The following is an 18,465-nucleotide window of genomic DNA, read 5'->3' on the forward strand; positions in this document are numbered from 1 at the left end:
TGAGTCTAACCCATGTACCACTTATTAATTTTAAAGACACTACCTCATATGACTTTTTATAGGATATAAACATGATTAACAAAGCTGATAAAGGTATCACTGACGTACTTAGTCAAATCAAAGATGGCGCCACCATTATGATTGGTGGCTTTGGCACGGCAGGTCAACCCGCTGAACTCATTGACGGGCTTATTAATTTGGGCGTAAAAGATTTGGTCATCATTAATAATAATGCCGGTAACGGCGACCATGGCCTTGCCAAACTCTTACAAACAGGTGCTGTACGTAAGATAATTTGCTCTTTTCCCCGTCAATCAGACTCTTGGGTATTTGATGAGCTTTATCATGCTGGCAAGATTGAACTGGAGCTAGTACCACAAGGTAATTTGGCTTGTCGTATTCAAGCAGCAGGTATGGGACTCGGCGCAGTATATACGCCAACAGGCTTTGGCACTTTACTCGCAGAAGGTAAAGAGACTCGTCATATCGATGGTAAAGACTATGTTCTTGAATATCCGATAAAGGCTGATTTTGCCTTAATTAAAGCCAATAAAGGCGATCGCTGGGGCAACTTGGTGTACCGCAAGTCTGCACGCAACTTTGGTCCAATCATGGCAATGGCAGCTGAAGTAACTATCGCCCAAGTCTCTGAAACGGTGGATCTTGGTGAACTTGATCCTGAGTATGTTATTACACCGGGTATCTTTGTGCAGCATGTGGTGCAAATCCAGCCTACTAGTACTGAACCTGCTAGTGATGAATATGCTAGCACAGCAACGACAGCCACCGCTTAATACTGCCAATTATAAGGATCGTCATCATGAGCCATACTTCCTACACCGTTTTGACCCGCGATCAAATTGCCGAGCGCGCTGCACAAGATATTCCAGATGGTGCTTATGTCAATTTAGGCATCGGACTACCGACCAAAATTGCCCAATACCTACCGGATGATAAAGATGTATTTTTACATTCAGAAAATGGCTTACTAGCTTTTGGACCACCACCTGCTAAAGGTGAAGAGGATCCCGAGCTGATTAATGCCGGCAAAGAATACGTCACCATGCTCGATGGCGGTAGCTTCTTCCATCATGGCGACTCTTTTGCGATGATGCGTGGTGGTCATATCGACATTTGCGTATTGGGCGCGTTTCAAGTGGCAGCCAATGGCGACTTAGCCAACTGGAGTACCGGTGCAGAGGATGCAATACCTGCCGTTGGCGGCGCAATGGACTTAGCCGTCGGTGCCAAAAAAGTCTTTGTCATGACCAATCATACCACCAAGACGGGCGACCCTAAAATCGTCAGCGAGCTTACTTATCCTGTGACTGGCAAAAACTGCGTTGATCGCATTTATACTGATTTATGTGTCATTAATGTCACCGATAAAGGCTTAGTAGTCACCGAAATGGTCGATGGCATTAGCTTCGAAGACTTACAGGCCTTGACGGGTGCCACACTGACTGACGCTACTACAGTAAAATAATAAAAAGGATAATATCTACAATGGATAACTTAACAAACGCTTATATCATTGACGCCATTCGCACCCCTTTTGGACGCTACGGCGGCGGTCTAGCACCCGTACGTGCAGACGACCTAGGCGCTATCCCTATCAAGGCGTTAATAGAACGTAATGCTAATGTCGACTGGGTACAAGTAGATGACGTCATCTATGGCTGTGCCAACCAAAGCGGCGAAGACAATCGCAACGTCGGACGTATGTCGTCATTGCTAGCCGGCCTACCTTATCAAGTGCCTGCGACAACTGTTAACCGCTTGTGCGGCTCGTCGATGGATGCGTTAGCGATAGCTGCTCGTGCGATTAAAGCTGGTGAAGCCAATTTAATTATCGCAGGTGGTGTTGAGAGCATGAGCCGTGCGCCATTTGTGATGGGCAAATCAGGTCAGGCATTTGGTCGTAGTCAAAAGCTGGAAGATACTACTATGGGCTGGCGCTTTATCAATCCAAAGCTTGATGAGCTATATGGCACAGAGACTATGCCGCAAACCGCTGAAAATGTCGCAGAGCAATTCAATGTCAATCGAGCTGACCAAGATGCATTTGCGCTACGTAGCCAACAACGTACCGCAGCGGCGCAAGCGTCAGGATTCTTTAAAGACGAGATGACCCCTGTCGTCATCCCGCAGCGTAAAGGCGAGCCTGTCACCGTCGATACTGATGAGCATCCTCGTGCTGACACCACCCTTGAGAAGTTGACTAAACTGCGTCCTATCGTCACCGCAGATGGTACGGTGACTGCTGGTAATGCCTCTGGAATTAATGATGGTGCAGCAGCCTTCCTAGTAGCGTCAGAGCAAGCGGTTAGAGAATTTAATCTAAAGCCGCGTGCGCGTATTGTGGCCTCAACTACGGTAGGCGTTGAGCCACGTATTATGGGTTTCGCCCCAGCACCAGCGATGAAAAAATTGCTTGAGCATACGGGACTAACGCTTGATGAGATGGATGTCATTGAATTAAACGAAGCTTTTGCCGCGCAAGCTCTAGCTTGTACGCGTGACTTGGAGTTAGCTGATGATAGCGAGCGCGTCAATCCTAATGGCGGTGCGATTGCCCTTGGTCATCCACTCGGCGCCTCAGGTGCCCGTTTGATCTTAACTGCCCTCAATCAACTTGAAAAAACGAGTAAGCGTTATGCAATCTGCTCAATGTGTATCGGTGTTGGACAAGGCATCGCAATGATTATTGAGCGCGTTGAAGGCTGATTAATCGTTCAAAATAAAATAAATAATACCCACCTCAATAGGTCAAAAGTAATACTTCAATCACACGATAGTCAAAATAAGGACATTCATCATGCCTGTATTTGAAAATAAAGACGTAACGCTAAATTATGCCACCTTTGGTGATAGCAGCAACCTCGCCCTAATATTTTCCAACTCTTTAGGTACTAGCTATCGTATGTGGCAACCACAAATCGATACCTTGCAAGATGATTATTTTATTATCTGCTATGACACTCGTGGTCATGGTAAATCATCAGCACCCAGAGGCCCTTATAATTTAAACCAGCTGGGGCAAGATGTGATTGATTTGTTAGATCACCTGCATCTTGATAAGGCATTTTTTTGTGGCATTTCTATGGGCGGCATAACAGGTCAATGGTTAGCTATCAATCATCCCGATCGCTTCCACCACTTGATGTTATGTAATACCGCCGCGAAAATTGGTAACGAAACAGCATGGACGGAGCGTGCAAGGTTGGTACGTGAGAAAGGTCTAGCGCCTATCGCAGCTACAGCTGCTCCGCGTTGGTTTACAGCAGATTTTATCGATCATTACCCAGATGTAGTCGCGGCATTGTCTAGCGCTCTTGCGGCTGGCAGTGCAGAGGGCTACGCAAGCTGCTGCGAGGCGTTATCTATCGCTGATACTCGCGAGCAGTTACAAAATATTCGTGTACCCGTCACAGTAGTTGCAGGTATCGAGGATCCAGTGACAACGGTTGCCGATGGTCAATATATAGTCGATCATATTCCTAGTGCTAAGCTCGCCACTATCAATGCCTCGCATATCTCAAATATTGAACAACCTGAAGCATTTAATGAGTATATTAAATATTACCTGCAATAACGCCAATAAATGCTTTTAAAAAACACATTCATTAGCGTTGATTAATTAGGCTAATTTTATCTATTTATCTTATATTTTTAATCATCTATATATTTTTTTAGTATATGGATGATTTTCTGCGTATTCAGTATTTTCATAATAGAAATTAATGAAACTTCTTGGCGTTAGTTGTCTTACACACACTCACTGCAAGCATCATTCTTCGTATCTAATACTTTATAAGAGTACCGAATACTCTAATAAAGATAAAAGTCAACATTGTTTCAATAGAATGTTATATAGAAAAATATACCTTTTAGGTATCGATTGATACCTAGATAGTTTTTGACTTAGCACCTGTAAAACCCTAACTTGTAAAGCACGTATAAGGATATCATCAACGGAGAATATGAATGGAATCTCAAACCTTAAACATCAATAAAGTTATTGATGAAGCCAAATTTTCACCTTTTCATTGGAAAGTCCTGTTTTGGTGCTTACTGATTATTATCTTTGACGGCTACGACCTCATTATTTACGGCGTGGCCCTGCCATTACTTATGGAGGAGTGGTCATTGACTTCGGTACAAGCAGGTTTTCTTGCTAGCGCAGCACTATTCGGTATGATGTTTGGTGCCATGATTTTTGGCACTTTATCTGACAAAATCGGTCGTAAAAAAACAATTATGATTTGTGTCGCTCTATTCAGTAGCTTTACTTTTTTTGGTGCTTTCGCTAGCGGGCCTATGCAGTTTGCGGCTTTGCGCTTCATTGCAGGTCTAGGTATTGGCGGCGTGATGCCAATCTGCGTGGCACTAACATCTGAATACGCACCGAAACGTATGCGTAGTACTTTAGTCGCTATTATGTTCAGCGGTTATGCAATTGGTGGTATGACGTCAGCATTATTAGGATCTTTTTTGGTGCTAGATTTTGGCTGGGAAATTATGTTTTATATTGCGGGCATCCCTACTTTGCTATTGCCAATTATCTGGAAGATGCTACCTGAATCCTTGATGTATTTGGTCAAAGAAAAGCGAGAAGACGAAGCTAAAAATATCGTTCAAAAATTGGCTCCTCAAGAAAAAGTTACACCCTCTACTACGTTAGTACTAGACGAACCCACCAAAGGTGATGATGCACCAATTAAAGCGTTATTTCTGAACAGACGTGGATTCACTACTATTATGTTTTGGGTAGCATTTTTTATGTGTTTGCTGATGGTTTACGCTTTAGCAAGCTGGTTACCAAAGCTAATGATTCAAGCCGGTTACTCATTAGGTGCTAGTATGTTATTTCTATTTGCACTTAATATTGGTGGGATGATTGGGGCTATTGGCGGTGGTGTCCTAGCTGATAAATTCCATTTAAAACCTGTACTAACTATTATGTTTGTCGCTGGGGCAATAGCATTAATTTTGCTTGGCTACAACAGTCCTCAGATTGTACTATATACGCTCATTGCGATTGCAGGTGCTACAACCATCGGCTCACAAATTCTGCTCTATACTTTTGTGGCTCAATATTATCCTACCGCTGTACGTACGACTGCTATGGGTTGGGCGTCAGGGATTGGACGTATTGGTGCTATCGTAGGTCCAATCCTAACTGGTGCGCTTCTCACCTTAGAGCTGACCCATCAGATGAACTTCTTATTTATCGCTATACCAGGTATTATCGCAGCCATCGCTATCTTCTTAGTAAATCTGAGCGCAGCGGTCGACAGCAAAGAAAGCAAACTGCAACCAACAAGATTAGATACTTCAGCAGCGTAAAAGTAATATTGACTTTAAAAATCGTATTTCTGTTACCGTAGAAAACACATAGTACCTTATCTTTTTATAAACTAATATAACTGGCGTTTCGATTCTTACAATTGCAACGTCAGTTATATTTATAAAAAAGCTCCTAGTATATATTCTAATACCTGAATAACATGATAAGTATCAATAAAAAATCATTAATCAAGATAATACATCCCCACTATAACTATGAAGATGCGCCATCGTATCGCTTACTCCTCTCAACACTTCAACTCAAAAATCATATTTTGCCATTATTTCAATTTGCTGACCTGCTGGCATCCATGGGAATGTCGTTACGTCCTGATTTCTCCACTCAATACCCAAATCTAGATCTGGTAGATACTCATAGATAAGGTTTGCGCTTTTTACATTAGCAGAAGTGTCTGCCGCATCGTTTACATTTACTTCACCATAACGCAAGTTGCCACGCAGCTTTTGGGTAAACTGATGCTTATATCCTACGCTATAGCCAGTTTGCGAGATCAGCTTCCCATCCTCGGCATCACAGTCTACGCCGCCATTCATAATTAGCGGTCCTCCAACACAGATGGCAGAATAGGCACCCATGCCTTTACCATTATATATACTGGCATGGAGCGAATCTTTACCCAATGTTAGCTTGCCAGCTAAAGAAACACCGATACCCACATCTGAACCATCTCCGTTCTCAGCATCACGAGCCGTGACAGCCACGTTATAGTCAAAGTTAGATATCTTATCTTTGTAGCTTACCACCATATCAGGTAAGCTCGCATTATCGTAAACAGGGTCTTGCGCCGTAAAACGTAGCCCCTTATAAGTATAGTGCAACGTCAAATCTGGACGAATATAAGAACCACCACCAGAGGCCGTGCCCAAACCAGTGCCCCAAAAATCAAGCTGCTCCGTAGACAGAGGTGCCACTGCCAAAAATTGACCGTTCCAAGTCTTACCCACTGTCAAATCATCAACCTGAACATAAGCATGACGCAAACGCAGATTTGAGCCGCCCTTGGCGTAATCGCCATAAAAATCACCTTCGATAAACCCCGTGAGTTTTTTATCATCTACCGACTTAGTCGTTTTCACATTGATACGAGACTGGCGTAAATTACCCTTAAATTCCGACTCGCCTTCATCAGGAAAGTTAAAAGCACCTTCTGCTTTGATGTAACCACCGATACTCAAAGTCGTGTCACCTGTTGTCACAAGATCTATTGCTTGTGCAGATACGCATGTTACAACCATAGCAAAACCTACAGATAGCCTTTTTATATAAAGCATCATTCATTTCTTCCCTGTTTTATGTTGATATCCTTATCAATCCCAATTGCTACTACGTTTTCTTTAATCCATAAAAATAAATAATCCTTTTAGATGAAAACCAACTGCTACTTAATAACTACTGTTCAATTAAAAACCCCAATCATAATTTGACCGATATATTGGGTGTTACGCTTCTTGGTCAATATTCTCTAACGCAGCAATCGCCTCTTTTTTCGACTCACTGATAGGCTTTTTTTGCCCACTCAATTTATCGAGGTATACCAACACCGACTCACCGATTGCAACGACTGTTTTCTGCACCGTACTGTAATAGGTATATTCATGAATCAGACTTGAATTACCGATTTTTTTGACCTTGACGCCAATCCATAACTCATCGGGATAGGCAACCGATTTGAGGTAACGACATGATGAGGCTGCCATCACCGAAGACGTTTGTTCGTTAAATAAACCAAGCCGCCTGTTGTAGTAGATACGAGCATTTTGAGCATATTCGTAATAAACCACATTATTGACATGACCAAAGGAGTCCATATCACCCCATTCCACTTGCTGAGGGTAGATAACTGTAAAGTCATGCAATGGGTGATTTTCATCGCTTGTGACAATCTCTTGTATTTCTGGGAACGTAGGCGCAGCTTCCATAGTTTCTCTCTTTTTATTAGACAGGTTTTGTTATATAGAGGATGAATGTGACTCAGGGTGCTCGTGACTCACACACCTCCCTATCCCTAGCATTTAGTCAAGCACTAGGGTTTATGCAAGTTTTCACTTTTGTCAGAGTCGATTTGATGGTGACCGGATTGTTTGACTAGATGAGATTTTCTGAGTACATCGAACGCATGCGTTTTTTATCGAGTTTACCGACGCTGGTTTTTGGCATGTCTGGCAAAAACCTCACTTCACTTGGTACACCGTATTTTGGCAAATGGCCTCTCTCTACTGCTTGATGACCCAATGCCAAAATATCTTCCATTTTTGTGTCGACATGGTCTGGTTTTAGCACGATCAACGCCAAGGGACGCTCACCCCAACGCTCATCTGGCACACCAATCACCGCGATATCAGCGACGCTAGGATGAAAGGACAAAATGGTTTCGACCTCAAGCGAGGATACCCATTCGCCGCCGGATTTAATGACATCTTTGAGTCTGTCTGTAATGCTTAGCGTGCCATCAGCAGTCATACAGGCGATGTCTTGCGTATGCATCCAGCCGCCTTTCCATAACTCATTACCTGCGTCAGGATTTTTAAAATAGCTTTGGGTCAACCACGGCGCGCGTATCACAAGCTCACCTGTCGATTTGCCATCCATGGGTTGTGGTTTACCATTTTCATCCCAAATTTCCATCGACACTAACATAATGGGTGAACCTGACAGACAACGATAGTTAAGGTTATCCTCTAGCGTCATCGACTCTGTTTTGTCATCGAATACTGCTCGAGACAGTACAGGGCATGATTCTGACATACCAAACCCTGACATAAATTCTATGCCACATTCGATTGCCGCTTTGGCTAAGCCCTCATTGAGCTTTGAGCCACCTAGTAACAGTTTAAGATCCTCAAATTTTCGGCCACGTTCTGCCATTTCTTTGAGAAGCATCTGTAGTATTGCAGGGACACCATGTGATAGCGTGACTTTATGCTGCTCGATCAAGTCGACCAATTTTGGTGCCAGATATCTCCCGGGATATACTTGCTTGAGCCCTATCATGGTTGCGCCATATGGCCAGCACCACGCATGTACATGAAACAAAGGCGTCATTGGCATATAGACATCGTTGTAGCGCGCACCTTGACCTTCGGCATTGAGGGCTGACGCCAAAGTGCTTGCCATCGTCTGTAGTACGATCTGGCGATGAGTAAAGAAAACCCCTTTTGGATCGCCTGTCGTGCCACTGGTGTAGAATGTCGTAGCAATAGTGTTTTCATCAAAATCTGGGAAGTCAAACTCGTCACTAGCAGCTGCTAATAGCGCCTCATATTCGCCATCGACATAGTCTGGCAGCTCAGCTTTATCACTTTCTGCTTTATTGTCATCTTCATCATCAGCCCACATTACATGCTCGATAGAAGGCGCATCGTCACGATAATCTTTAATCATCGGCGCAAATTCAGCATTCAACAATAAGGCTTTTGGCGCAGCATGATTGACGGTATATAGCACTTTTTCTTCAGACAGGCGCACATTAACGGTTTGCAAAATCATGCCCGACATTGGTACTGCAAAGTAGGCCTCAAGGTAACGATGACTATCCCAGTCCATGACCGCGACCACATCACCTGCCTGCAAGCCCATATTTTTTAATACATTGGCCAAGCGATTGATACGTTTAAAAAACTCAGCATAGGTATAAGTGACTTTGTCGGCATAGCTAATGGTTTGGTTAGTGGAAGCAATCTTGGCGCGGTTTAGTAGCTGTTTGATAATTAATGGGAAACCATACGCGTCTTCGGCTTGATGGTAATTATCGTGTTCGTTGAGTATGGTTGTCATGGTATCTTCCTTGATAATAAATTGTCCTTGATATAGTCAATTCTCTATAAAAGAGTGACAGCGTTACCCTCACTTGAAGTATCACAGTTACATCTGCGATCGGTTGCCTTGTCTCTCTTCTAAACTGAATCAACTATAATCAATAATGGGGCGAGCATGCTTTTGAGTCTCAAACGCGTTCTATCACCATGGCAAGCCCTTGCCCAATACCAATACACAAGCTGACCACGGCATATTTGCCGCCCGTACGCTGTAGCTCTCGAGCAGTACTCAAGGCGATTCTGGCACCTGATGCGCCAAGCGGATGACCGACAGCGATGGCCCCACCATTGGGATTGACACGCTTATCATCAAAATCAATATCTAACCCTTTTAGACAACCCAGTACCTGTGAGGCAAAAGCTTCATTGATCTCAATGACAGACATGTCCTCAAGGGTCAGATCCGCACGCTTTAGTGCTAGCTTAATCGCTTCAACAGGACCCACGCCCATGATATTGGGTTCAACACCCATTGCACCTGATGATAAGATCTTGGCAATCGGTTTAAAGCCTAGCTTTTTCTCTGCTTGCTTTGAACCAATGATGAGCGCGGCAGCACCATCATTGATGCCAGACGCATTACCTGCGGTGACGACTCCATCTTGATTCAACGGTTTGAGTTTTTGTAGTGCTTCAATATTAGAGCTGGCACGCGGATGCTCATCATCTATGACTACTTTTGCAGGCAATTTCTTACCTTGGGATACAGTAATAGGTGTTATCTCATCGTCAAAAAACCCTGCTTGCTTGGCGGCTTGGTACTTGGCTTGCGATGCGGCTGCAAATTTATCGGCTTCCTCGCGCGTAATACCATACTTCTGCGCGACATTATCGCCCGTCTGCGGCATGGTATCACTGCCGAACTGCTCAATAATTTTTGGGTTGGGAAAACGGCTACCAATGGTGGTATCAAAAACTTTAAAGTCACGGCTAAAAGGCTGTTCTGTCTTGGCAAATACAAACGGCGCACGCGTCATCGACTCGACCCCACCTGCTAAAATAATATCCCCTTCATTGCACGTAATACTGCGAGCAGCATCGACAACAGTAGACAGACCTGATGCACATAGACGGTTTACTGTCTGACCTGGAGTTGTTACATCCAACCCTGCTAATAGAGCCGCGTTACGCGCGATATTGCGAGAGTCCTCGCCTGCTTGGTTGGCACTACCTAGCAACACTTCATCAAAGATATCAGCAGATAGTTGGTGTTTTTCGACCAATGCTTTCATCACGGTAGCAACCAAATCATCAGCACGTACGGTTGCTAATGCGCCAACATAGCGACCAAATGGACTTCTTAATCCGTCATAAATATAAGCATCTAACATAACGTTTCCTTGTCGTATTTTTTAACTCTAAATAATGGTTTTATGGTTTAATAACCATATCTTGTCGTTCAAATTAGTAAGTGTTTTGCTGAGTAAACAATGACATGTCAAGCTTGGCACGGCGTTGCAGCCAAGAGCTTGGACGATAACGTGGGTCACCTGTCAGCCCGTAGATGCGCCCTAAAATAAGCAGCACACGCGAGGCCCCAAGATGGTCGCCCCAAGAGATAGGACCATATGGATAACCTAACCCAAGCTTGACAGCATTATCGATGTCCTCAGGTGAAGCAATCCCTTGCATAGCAATGTCACAACCAAGGTTAATCACCATAGCGACCACACGTTGTGCCACAAAGCCGATGCTTTCTGTAATTAGCGTGGCACCGACAGCGGATTGCGTGGTTGCTTCACTGTCATCCAAGCCCTTACTGAATAATGCATAAGCTTGTGCGATAAATGTTTCCTGCGTGACGAGACTTGGCATCAAAGTACGATGCTTTGCTAGTCCAGTGAGCATATCAATGGCAACGGCTTGCTTAGGATTAACTTGATAACGAATGGCAGCATTGGTCGTATCTTCGCCATAGGGTGCGAGCAGCACCAAACTATCAGGGTTTGGCTTGTCGTTGTCATCGATCGCGACACCCTGAGACTTTAGGTAATCGACCAGTTGAGTTTTGTCTTCTGCCAGATCAGCGCCAACCCAAACTGAGGTAATAACGGCATCAGATATGAGTGCTTCGGACGACCGATCTTGAGCAGTAGCTGCTGACAACTTCTGACCGTTTTCATAGTGATAGAACCCTGCACCAACCTTACGACCAAGCTTTTTACCTACTAGCATTTGACGGGTCAATGGATGCGGGCGATAACGCGCTTCGTGATAGAACTGGTTGTAAATCGACTCCATCACGGGGTGCGATACATCGATACCAGTGAGGTCTAATAGCTCAAACGGCCCCATGCGAAATCCTGCGCCTTCACGCAAAATTTGGTCAATATTCTCAAACGTGGTTACCCCTTCACCCAATATTTTTAACGCTTCTGTGCCGTACGCTCTACCGCCATGATTGACGATAAAACCCGGTGTGTCTTTTGCTACCACACCTAGATGACCCATACGTTTGGCCAAATCGGAGAGAACGTCAATCACTGATTGCTGAGTAGACAGACCTGGAATGACCTCTACAATTTTCATTAAGGGGACTGGATTAAAGAAGTGAAATCCTGCCACGCGCTCCGGATGATCACAGTCAGCAGCAATTGCGGTCACTGATAAGGATGAGGTATTGGTCGCCAAAATAGTATCGGCAGTGACCACACCTTCTAACTGGGCAAAAAGCTGTTTTTTGATGTCTAGATTTTCGATAATGGCTTCAACCACTATCTCAGCAGTCGCAATTTGGTTAAGCTCCTGTAGTACCGTCAAATTACTTAAAGTATCCTGTAACTGCGCATCGGTAAACTTACCTTTAGCAGTTAGTTTTTCTAGGGTACTTTGCAAGGATTGTCGTCCTTGTTCAGCAGCGCCTGACTTAGCGTCATACAAGAGTACTTGGATGCCAGCTTGAGCAGCAATTTGAGCAATACCCATGCCCATAATACCAGTGCCGATAATGGCAATTGTGTTCACAGTCATAATAACTCTCTACATAGTGTGCTATGAAATTTTGGTTCAAAGGTGATAACTTGCTTCAAAAGCAATCACAATGTGGCTCTGAATTCACGTGCCTATGAATTCACGTGCTTATGAATTAACGCGGCTAGGGATTAATGCCCTTTGTACTCCGCAGGACGCTTTTCTAAGAAGGCTTTAGCGCCTTCTTTTTGGTCGTGAGTATTGAACAAAATCTGGAAAGCCTTACGCTCTAAAGCCAATGCACCTTCTAAGGGCATATCAACACCTAGATTTGCCACTTCTTTGATTTGCGCTAAGGCAATGGGAGAGTAATGTGATAGCTGCTCAGCAATCTCAATGGCGCGTGTGATAGTAGCCTCATCTTCAACGACTTCAGATACCAGCCCCATTGTGTCCGCCTCATCAGCGCTGATCATATCGCCCGTTAGTACCATTTTCATGGCCTTATGTTTGCCAATCGCGCGAAACAAACGCTGCGTTCCGCCAGCACCTGGCATGAGTCCTATCTTGATTTCGGGTTGACCAAATTTGGCAGACTTACCTGCGATGATGATGTCAGCATGCATGGCCAACTCACAGCCACCGCCCAGAGCGTAACCATTGACGGCAGCAATAATAGGCTTTCGGCAGTTAGTGATGGCATTCCAATAGCGTTCACTATGACGCAAGTACATATCCACTGTGCTAGTAGTCAAAAAATCGTTGATATCCGCACCAGCGGCAAACACCTTGTCACCACCAGTAAGGACGATCGCTTTGGTTTGTGAGTCATCATTTAATTGAATGAACAGGTCTGCCATTTGTTGGCGTAGCTCACTGTTTAGTGCATTGCGCACTTTGGGGCGATTAAGTCTAACGACACTCACGCCCTCTCCTTTTTTCTCACAAATAATGAGCGGCTCTTCCATGATCGACTCCTTAAACATCATTTTTGTATAAAGTACAAACACTCTAGCAAAGCATTTATTTTAAATATTAAATATCGCTATGCGGTATTTAATATCAATATATACTGTTTATTTTGGTTTGTGAAGTAGAAAAAATAGATAATTTAGAATAAAATCGGGATAAAAGGTTGTATTAAATTATATAAATACCGCAATGCGGTTTTTTAAACCAAAACTATTGTAATTTAATAATTCATCGATTATGCTGTTTATCCAAGGACGTCACATTATTTAGTACTGTCACAGTGCCGATATTGATATCAGGCATCAATCAAACAAGGAAGATTCATATGATTAGAGATAAAGAGACCCTCGACCACATCACTCAGACTATTCGTAACTTCGTTAATGATCAACTTATCCCTATGGAACATTGGGTTGCCGAAAATGACCGCCTTCCAGAAGAGATCATTGAGCAAATGCGAGAATTAGGGCTCTTCGGATTGACCATACCTGAAGAGTACGGCGGACTTGGTGTCACTATGGAAGAAGAGGTCACGCTGGCATTTGAGTTAGGACGTACCTCCCCTGCGTTTCGCTCATTAATAGGGACAAATAATGGTATTGGCTCATCTGGCCTAGTGATTGATGGCACTGAAGCACAAAAGCAGAAGTACCTACCTCGGTTGGCCAGTGGTGAAATCATCGGTTCATTCTGTTTGACCGAGCCGGAGTCAGGATCAGATGCCGCCTCATTGAAAACGACGGCTATTAAGGATGGTGATACTTATATCATCAATGGTACCAAGCGCTATATCACCAACGCCCCGCAGGCTGGTGTATTCACTGTCATGGCACGTACTGACCCACAAAACAAACGCTCTGGCGGTATTTCAGCATTTATTGTCGAAAGCGACACGCCTGGTATTACTCTGGGCAAAATTGATAAAAAAATGGGTCAAAAAGGCGCGCATACCTGTGATGTGATCTTTGATAATTGCGTCGTACCAGCGGACGCTCTCATCGGCGGTGTTGAGGGTGTTGGCTTTAAAACGGCCATGAAAGTTCTTGATAAAGGGCGCTTGCATATTGCAGCAGCCAGTACTGGAGCCGCCACTCGCATGCTGAACGATGCACTGAACTATGCTGTCGAGCGTAAGCAATTTGGTCAACCGATTGCCAGTTTTCAGCTGATTCAAGGCATGCTCGCTGACTCAAAAGCAGAAATCTATGCCGCCAAATCCATGGTGCTAGACGCTGCACGTCTGCGTGACGAAGGCAAAGACGTCGTTACTGAATCCTCATGCGCTAAAATGTTTGCCACTGAGATGTGTGGCCGTGTTGCTGATAGAGCGGTACAAATCCATGGCGGTGCCGGTTATATCGCAGACTACGGTATTGAGCGTTTTTATCGTGATGTACGTCTATATCGTTTGTATGAAGGTACCACACAAATTCAGCAAGTCATCATTGCCCGCAATATGATTAAAGAAGCCAGCGAGTAATCCCTACCACTTTTTTATCCACCAGAATGCACGGCGGTATTTGCTAGGATGCTGATACCGTTCCCCTCTATTTTTACCACTACGCATCAAATTAGTTTTTCATTCTCACAACGTTAAGGATATAAATTGTGAAAAGTGTCGCTATAACTGCAGATCCAAGTATGAGCTCCACCCAAAAACAACCTTGGAAACTGGCCTTTGTTTTTTGTTTTTTAGTTTTACTATGTGATGGGGCTGATATCGGTATTCTTGCCTTTACCTTATCCAGCCTAAAACTAGAGTTTGCACTGACCAATGTACAAGCTGGCGCTCTAGGCAGTTGGTCGTTATTTGGGATGGCAATCGGTGGGTTTTTTGGTGGTTGGGCTTGCGATCGCTTTGGCCGAGTACGTGTCATCGTTCTTGCGACTGGCATGTTCTCTATATTGTCTGGTTTTAGTGGATTGGTGCAGAGCTATGAGCAGTTTGTCACGCTACGGGTTATTGCCTGCTTGGGGCTTGGTAGTCTTTATATCGCTACCAATACGCTTATGTCAGAGATGGTACCTACCAAGCATCGAACCACTGTACTTGCTGCATTAATGACTGGATTTACTTTAGGCTCATTGGTTATCACCAGTGTATCCGCTTGGATTATCCCTAGCTATGGTTGGCGTACACTATATCTACTGACGTTTTTGCCGATACTTTTGGCAGTATCTATGTACTTTTTAGTCCCCGAACCCCAGTCTTGGAAAGACGCTCGAGCACTAAAACTGAGCGGCGCACTAGATACTCTCAAAAAAGCAGAGAACCCATACAAAGCGATAATGGAAAATCCGAAACACCGTATTATGTTTATCCTATGGTCAATGAGCTCAGGACTTTTGTTATTCGGCTATTTTGGTGTCAGCAACTGGCTACCTTCTTATCTAGAAACTGAATTGGGTATCAAGTTCAAAGAAATGGCACTGTATATGGCGGGAACGTACCTGACTATGATGTTTGCCAAAGTCGTGGCTGGATTCATGGCTGACAAAATCGGACGCAAAATAGTATTTGCTTTTGGTACGATGGGTACCGCATTGTTTATTCCCATTCTAGTGTATATGCACACTCCAGAAAATATTGGTTGGTTAATGATCACCTTTGGTTTCTTATATGGTATTCCCTATGCCATTAATGCCACCTATCTAACCGAAAGTTTCCCTACTGCTATCCGAGGTACTGCGATTGGTGGTGCATTTAATATTGGACGGCTTGGCTCTGTGATTGCTCCTGTTGCCATTGGTTATATGGCCATGCATAATTCTATCGGCGCAGGTTTATTACTTATGGCAGGTGCATACTTCTTATGTGGTCTTATTCCTACTTTATTCATTAAAGAAAAGCAGTATGATCCACAAGAAGCCTAACCATACCTCTTATAACGACTATCGCTACCGTTCATACCGCATAGCGAAACAATAGTTTCTCGTTATGCTATGCTGAGAATATGAAAGTAAGTTGATATAATATAGTTAAAGAGACAGTGCGTAACTGTGGGCTGATATTAGCTCACAGAATGCTATGAATAATAAAGTTTTGTGATTTTATAACGCTTGTATGAATTTGATTGGGGATAATAGACGACATATGACTAATGATACCCTTGCCGATGAAGACGCTAACAACGAGATGCATATTGAATTGTTAGAACCCATTGCAGAGATGAGAGATAAAAACGACAGACAGTTTGTCACAGCATTGGCTCGAGGGTTAGAGCTGCTGCGTTGTTTTACCCCGCAGCGGCCTTATCTAGGCAACCAAGATCTAAGTCAGCTGACAGGACTTCCTAAAGGCACCATTACTCGTCTGACCTATACGTTGGTCAAATTGGGATATTTAAAACAATCGACCAATAGTAGTAAGTACCAGCTTTCGACAGGGGTACTAAGTTTTGGTTATACGATGATGACTAATATCTCTATCAATAACCTTGCGACTCCTTATATGGAAGAGCTGGCAGACTATGCCAATAGTGCCGTTGCCATGGCTACTCGTGATCGACTAATGATGGTGTATCTCAACGTTGTGCAAGGCCAAGGAACTACGACTATGCAACGCAATGTCGGCTCTTATCTACCTATTCATTTAAGTTCGATGGGGAGAGCTTGCTTGGCAAGTATGCCACCTGCTGAGCAAGAGTTTATCCTTAATGCCATTCGTAGTAAGTATAAAGATGATTGGCTAAAGATTAGACGAGGATTAGATAAAGCCTTTCAAGACTATGAAGACTACGGTTATTGTTTTTCAATTAGTGAATGGCAAAAGGATGTCAACGCGGTAGCCATTGCGCTGATGCACCCCACAGAAGGCTTGCTCACTTTTAACTGCGGCGCACCAAGTTTTATCCTTAGTCGTACCAAACTAGAAGAAGATATTGCCCCTCGCCTACTACATATGAAAAATATGATTGAGAGTAATCTATATATTAGCTAGCATCACTTAAGTGTGCCCCATGAAAATAACGATTCATCTCCACCAACTATTCAAGCGATAGTCATATAAGTCATTCATATCGTTTTGGCATTTTATTTTCAGTGCCTTTAGCCGTGTTTTTTGAGGATTCACCATGAGCCAGCTTTTTTCGCCTTTGAAACTTGGGCAACTCACATTAGATAACCGTATTATCATCGCACCCATGTGCCAATACTCTGCCAACGATGGAGCGGCAAGTGATTGGCATATGATCCATTTGGGCCAAATGAGTTTGAGCGGCGCAGGACTACTTATTTTAGAAGCAACAGCGGTCAATCCACAAGGACGTATCAGCTATGCTGATTTAGGTTTATGGGATGACAGGACTCAAGCTGCACTAGATAAAACGCTAACAGCAATCAGACAGTACAGTCCTATGCCAATAGGCCTACAACTGGCCCATGCTGGACGTAAAGCGTCAACCGAAAAGCCATGGGACGGCGGCGGTTCGATTGCCCCTGATGAGGTAAATGGGTGGCAAACGGTGGCACCATCAGCGCTTGCGTATGACGAAAACTCTACTGTACCCACAGCCATGGACCAAAAAAACATTGATTCGCTCATCAGCGATTTTGTCGATGCGGCAAGACGTGCCGATGCGCTGGGTCTTGACCTGATTGAGCTTCATGGTGCGCACGGCTATCTATTGCATCAGTTTTTATCGCCGCTTTCTAACAAGCGTGATGATCAATACGGCGGCAGTCTTGAAAACAGAATGCGCTTGTTACTTGACGTGTTTACAGCGGTTCGGGCTGAGTTTTCAAGTGACAAGCCAGTGGGCGTGCGGGTTTCTGCAACCGATTGGGTCGAAGGCGGCTGGGACCTTACCCAAACGATCGAGCTGGCTAAAGCATTGGAGGCGTTAGGCTGTGATTATATCCATGTGAGCACCGCAGGACTGAGCCCAGAGCAGCAAATCCCTGTGGAAGCGAGCTATCAAGTGCCTTTTGCTGCCGCGATAAAAGAAGCGGTCAATATACCTGTCATTGCCGTGGGCCTAATCACCGAGGCCGAGCAGGCAGAAAGCATCATCACCGAGCAGCAAGCGGACGCGGTTGCATTGGCACGCGGCATACTTTACGACCCGCACTGGCCGTGGCACGCGGCGGCCGAGCTTGGCGCAACCGTCAAAGCGCCTAAACAATATCTGCGCTCAAGCCCACATGGCAAGCCGTCTCCGATAGAATAAGTGTAATCGAACTACGAACATAGACTGAAGACATTACTTGCTTCAGTCTATGCATTAACTCACTTTAATTCAAACTAAAGTAATTATGGCTTAAAAGTTAGATAGTCATCAGTGTATTCAACTTGACAAGTGGTAGTGATATCAACGCTGCCATAATTTACCGGCTGAAGTGTAGCGCAGGGAGGTCAACTTATGGTCTTGTTAGGCCTGCTAAATGTTCCATAAGCGG

At 44.2% G+C, this 18,465-nt stretch carries 15 protein-coding genes; 9 read left to right on the forward strand and 6 right to left on the reverse strand.

What is annotated here, in order from left to right; genetic code table 11:
* Positions 1-71: 71 nt before the first annotated feature.
* The 5 genes from JMX07_RS05100 to JMX07_RS05120 all read left to right on the forward strand — a co-directional run bounded on the left by JMX07_RS05100 (position 72) and on the right by JMX07_RS05120 (position 5,349).
* The gene (locus JMX07_RS05100) at positions 72-794 is read left to right on the forward strand and encodes a 3-oxoacid CoA-transferase subunit A (RefSeq protein WP_101204511.1); all 723 of its coding nucleotides are present in this window, start codon (positions 72-74) and stop codon (positions 792-794) included.
* Between the two features lie 26 nt (positions 795-820).
* A complete protein-coding gene (locus JMX07_RS05105) occupies positions 821-1,486 on the forward strand; it encodes a 3-oxoacid CoA-transferase subunit B (protein WP_101204510.1) in 666 nt (221 codons plus the stop codon).
* Between the two features lie 20 nt (positions 1,487-1,506).
* Positions 1,507-2,727 carry a 3-oxoadipyl-CoA thiolase gene (gene pcaF, locus JMX07_RS05110; RefSeq protein WP_102092707.1) on the forward strand — a complete coding sequence of 407 codons (1,221 nt, stop codon included), beginning with the start codon at positions 1,507-1,509 and terminating at the stop codon, positions 2,725-2,727.
* Positions 2,728-2,818: 91 nt separating this feature from the next.
* Positions 2,819-3,595: a 3-oxoadipate enol-lactonase gene (gene pcaD / locus JMX07_RS05115; RefSeq protein ID WP_201606692.1), complete on the forward strand. Its 777-nt coding sequence runs from the start codon at positions 2,819-2,821 to the stop codon at positions 3,593-3,595.
* Positions 3,596-3,987: 392 nt separating this feature from the next.
* Positions 3,988-5,349 (forward strand): MFS transporter, encoded by a 1,362-nt coding sequence (locus tag JMX07_RS05120; RefSeq protein ID WP_101204507.1) that lies wholly within the window; start codon positions 3,988-3,990, stop codon positions 5,347-5,349.
* Positions 5,350-5,610: 261 nt separating this feature from the next.
* Here the strand turns inward: JMX07_RS05120 and JMX07_RS05125 are convergent, their stop codons facing one another.
* The 6 genes from JMX07_RS05125 to JMX07_RS05150 all read right to left on the reverse strand — a co-directional run bounded on the left by JMX07_RS05125 (position 5,611) and on the right by JMX07_RS05150 (position 13,064).
* Entirely contained in the window at positions 5,611-6,606 is a 996-nt protein-coding gene (locus JMX07_RS05125) for a hypothetical protein (protein ID WP_227522873.1), read from the reverse strand.
* Between the two features lie 204 nt (positions 6,607-6,810).
* Positions 6,811-7,290, reverse strand: a complete 480-nt coding sequence (locus tag JMX07_RS05130; RefSeq protein ID WP_101204506.1) for an acyl-CoA thioesterase — start codon at positions 7,288-7,290, stop codon at positions 6,811-6,813.
* 166 nt (positions 7,291-7,456) lie between these two features.
* The gene (locus tag JMX07_RS05135) at positions 7,457-9,145 is read right to left on the reverse strand and encodes a fatty acid--CoA ligase (RefSeq protein ID WP_101204505.1); all 1,689 of its coding nucleotides are present in this window, start codon (positions 9,143-9,145) and stop codon (positions 7,457-7,459) included.
* A 169-nt stretch (positions 9,146-9,314) separates the two neighbouring features.
* Positions 9,315-10,517 (reverse strand): 3-oxoadipyl-CoA thiolase, encoded by a 1,203-nt coding sequence (locus JMX07_RS05140; RefSeq protein WP_101204504.1) that lies wholly within the window; start codon positions 10,515-10,517, stop codon positions 9,315-9,317.
* Between the two features lie 73 nt (positions 10,518-10,590).
* On the reverse strand, positions 10,591-12,156 hold the full coding sequence (locus JMX07_RS05145; protein WP_101204503.1) for a 3-hydroxyacyl-CoA dehydrogenase: 1,566 nt from the start codon (positions 12,154-12,156) through the stop codon (positions 10,591-10,593).
* A 131-nt stretch (positions 12,157-12,287) separates the two neighbouring features.
* Positions 12,288-13,064, reverse strand: coding sequence for an enoyl-CoA hydratase (locus tag JMX07_RS05150; protein ID WP_057759956.1), 777 nt, complete (start codon positions 13,062-13,064; stop codon positions 12,288-12,290).
* Between the two features lie 329 nt (positions 13,065-13,393).
* Here JMX07_RS05150 and JMX07_RS05155 point away from each other — a divergent pair, with 329 nt between their 5' ends.
* The 4 genes from JMX07_RS05155 (at position 13,394) to JMX07_RS05170 (ending at position 18,236) form a co-directional block, all read left to right on the forward strand.
* Positions 13,394-14,548 (forward strand): acyl-CoA dehydrogenase family protein, encoded by a 1,155-nt coding sequence (locus JMX07_RS05155; RefSeq protein WP_101204502.1) that lies wholly within the window; start codon positions 13,394-13,396, stop codon positions 14,546-14,548.
* 161 nt (positions 14,549-14,709) lie between these two features.
* Complete coding sequence (locus JMX07_RS05160) at positions 14,710-15,942, forward strand: MFS transporter (RefSeq protein ID WP_227511232.1); 1,233 nt, start codon at positions 14,710-14,712, stop codon at positions 15,940-15,942.
* Positions 15,943-16,162: 220 nt separating this feature from the next.
* On the forward strand, positions 16,163-17,008 hold the full coding sequence (locus JMX07_RS05165; RefSeq protein ID WP_102090618.1) for an IclR family transcriptional regulator: 846 nt from the start codon (positions 16,163-16,165) through the stop codon (positions 17,006-17,008).
* A gap of 133 nt (positions 17,009-17,141) precedes the next feature.
* On the forward strand, positions 17,142-18,236 hold the full coding sequence (locus JMX07_RS05170; protein WP_201606693.1) for an NADH:flavin oxidoreductase/NADH oxidase: 1,095 nt from the start codon (positions 17,142-17,144) through the stop codon (positions 18,234-18,236).
* Positions 18,237-18,465 lie beyond the last annotated feature (229 nt).

The organism is Psychrobacter immobilis, from assembly GCF_904846235.1.
Lineage (GTDB): Bacteria > Pseudomonadota > Gammaproteobacteria > Pseudomonadales > Moraxellaceae > Psychrobacter > Psychrobacter immobilis_C.

Bases quoted from the DNA above. Each gene is read 5' to 3' on its own strand.
- JMX07_RS05100 (WP_101204511.1), top strand. From the start codon at position 72: ATGATTAACAAAGCTGATAAAGGTATCACTGACGTACTTAGTCAAATC.
- JMX07_RS05105 (WP_101204510.1), top strand. From the start codon at position 821: ATGAGCCATACTTCCTACACCGTTTTGACCCGCGATCAAATTGCCGAG.
- pcaF (WP_102092707.1), top strand. From the start codon at position 1,507: ATGGATAACTTAACAAACGCTTATATCATTGACGCCATTCGCACCCCT.
- pcaD (WP_201606692.1), top strand. From the start codon at position 2,819: ATGCCTGTATTTGAAAATAAAGACGTAACGCTAAATTATGCCACCTTT.
- JMX07_RS05120 (WP_101204507.1), top strand. From the start codon at position 3,988: ATGGAATCTCAAACCTTAAACATCAATAAAGTTATTGATGAAGCCAAA.
- JMX07_RS05125 (WP_227522873.1), bottom strand. From the start codon at position 6,606: ATGGTTGTAACATGCGTATCTGCACAAGCAATAGATCTTGTGACAACA.
- JMX07_RS05130 (WP_101204506.1), bottom strand. From the start codon at position 7,290: ATGGAAGCTGCGCCTACGTTCCCAGAAATACAAGAGATTGTCACAAGC.
- JMX07_RS05135 (WP_101204505.1), bottom strand. From the start codon at position 9,145: ATGACAACCATACTCAACGAACACGATAATTACCATCAAGCCGAAGAC.
- JMX07_RS05140 (WP_101204504.1), bottom strand. From the start codon at position 10,517: ATGTTAGATGCTTATATTTATGACGGATTAAGAAGTCCATTTGGTCGC.
- JMX07_RS05145 (WP_101204503.1), bottom strand. From the start codon at position 12,156: ATGACTGTGAACACAATTGCCATTATCGGCACTGGTATTATGGGCATG.
- JMX07_RS05150 (WP_057759956.1), bottom strand. From the start codon at position 13,064: ATGGAAGAGCCGCTCATTATTTGTGAGAAAAAAGGAGAGGGCGTGAGT.
- JMX07_RS05155 (WP_101204502.1), top strand. From the start codon at position 13,394: ATGATTAGAGATAAAGAGACCCTCGACCACATCACTCAGACTATTCGT.
- JMX07_RS05160 (WP_227511232.1), top strand. From the start codon at position 14,710: ATGAGCTCCACCCAAAAACAACCTTGGAAACTGGCCTTTGTTTTTTGT.
- JMX07_RS05165 (WP_102090618.1), top strand. From the start codon at position 16,163: ATGACTAATGATACCCTTGCCGATGAAGACGCTAACAACGAGATGCAT.
- JMX07_RS05170 (WP_201606693.1), top strand. From the start codon at position 17,142: ATGAGCCAGCTTTTTTCGCCTTTGAAACTTGGGCAACTCACATTAGAT.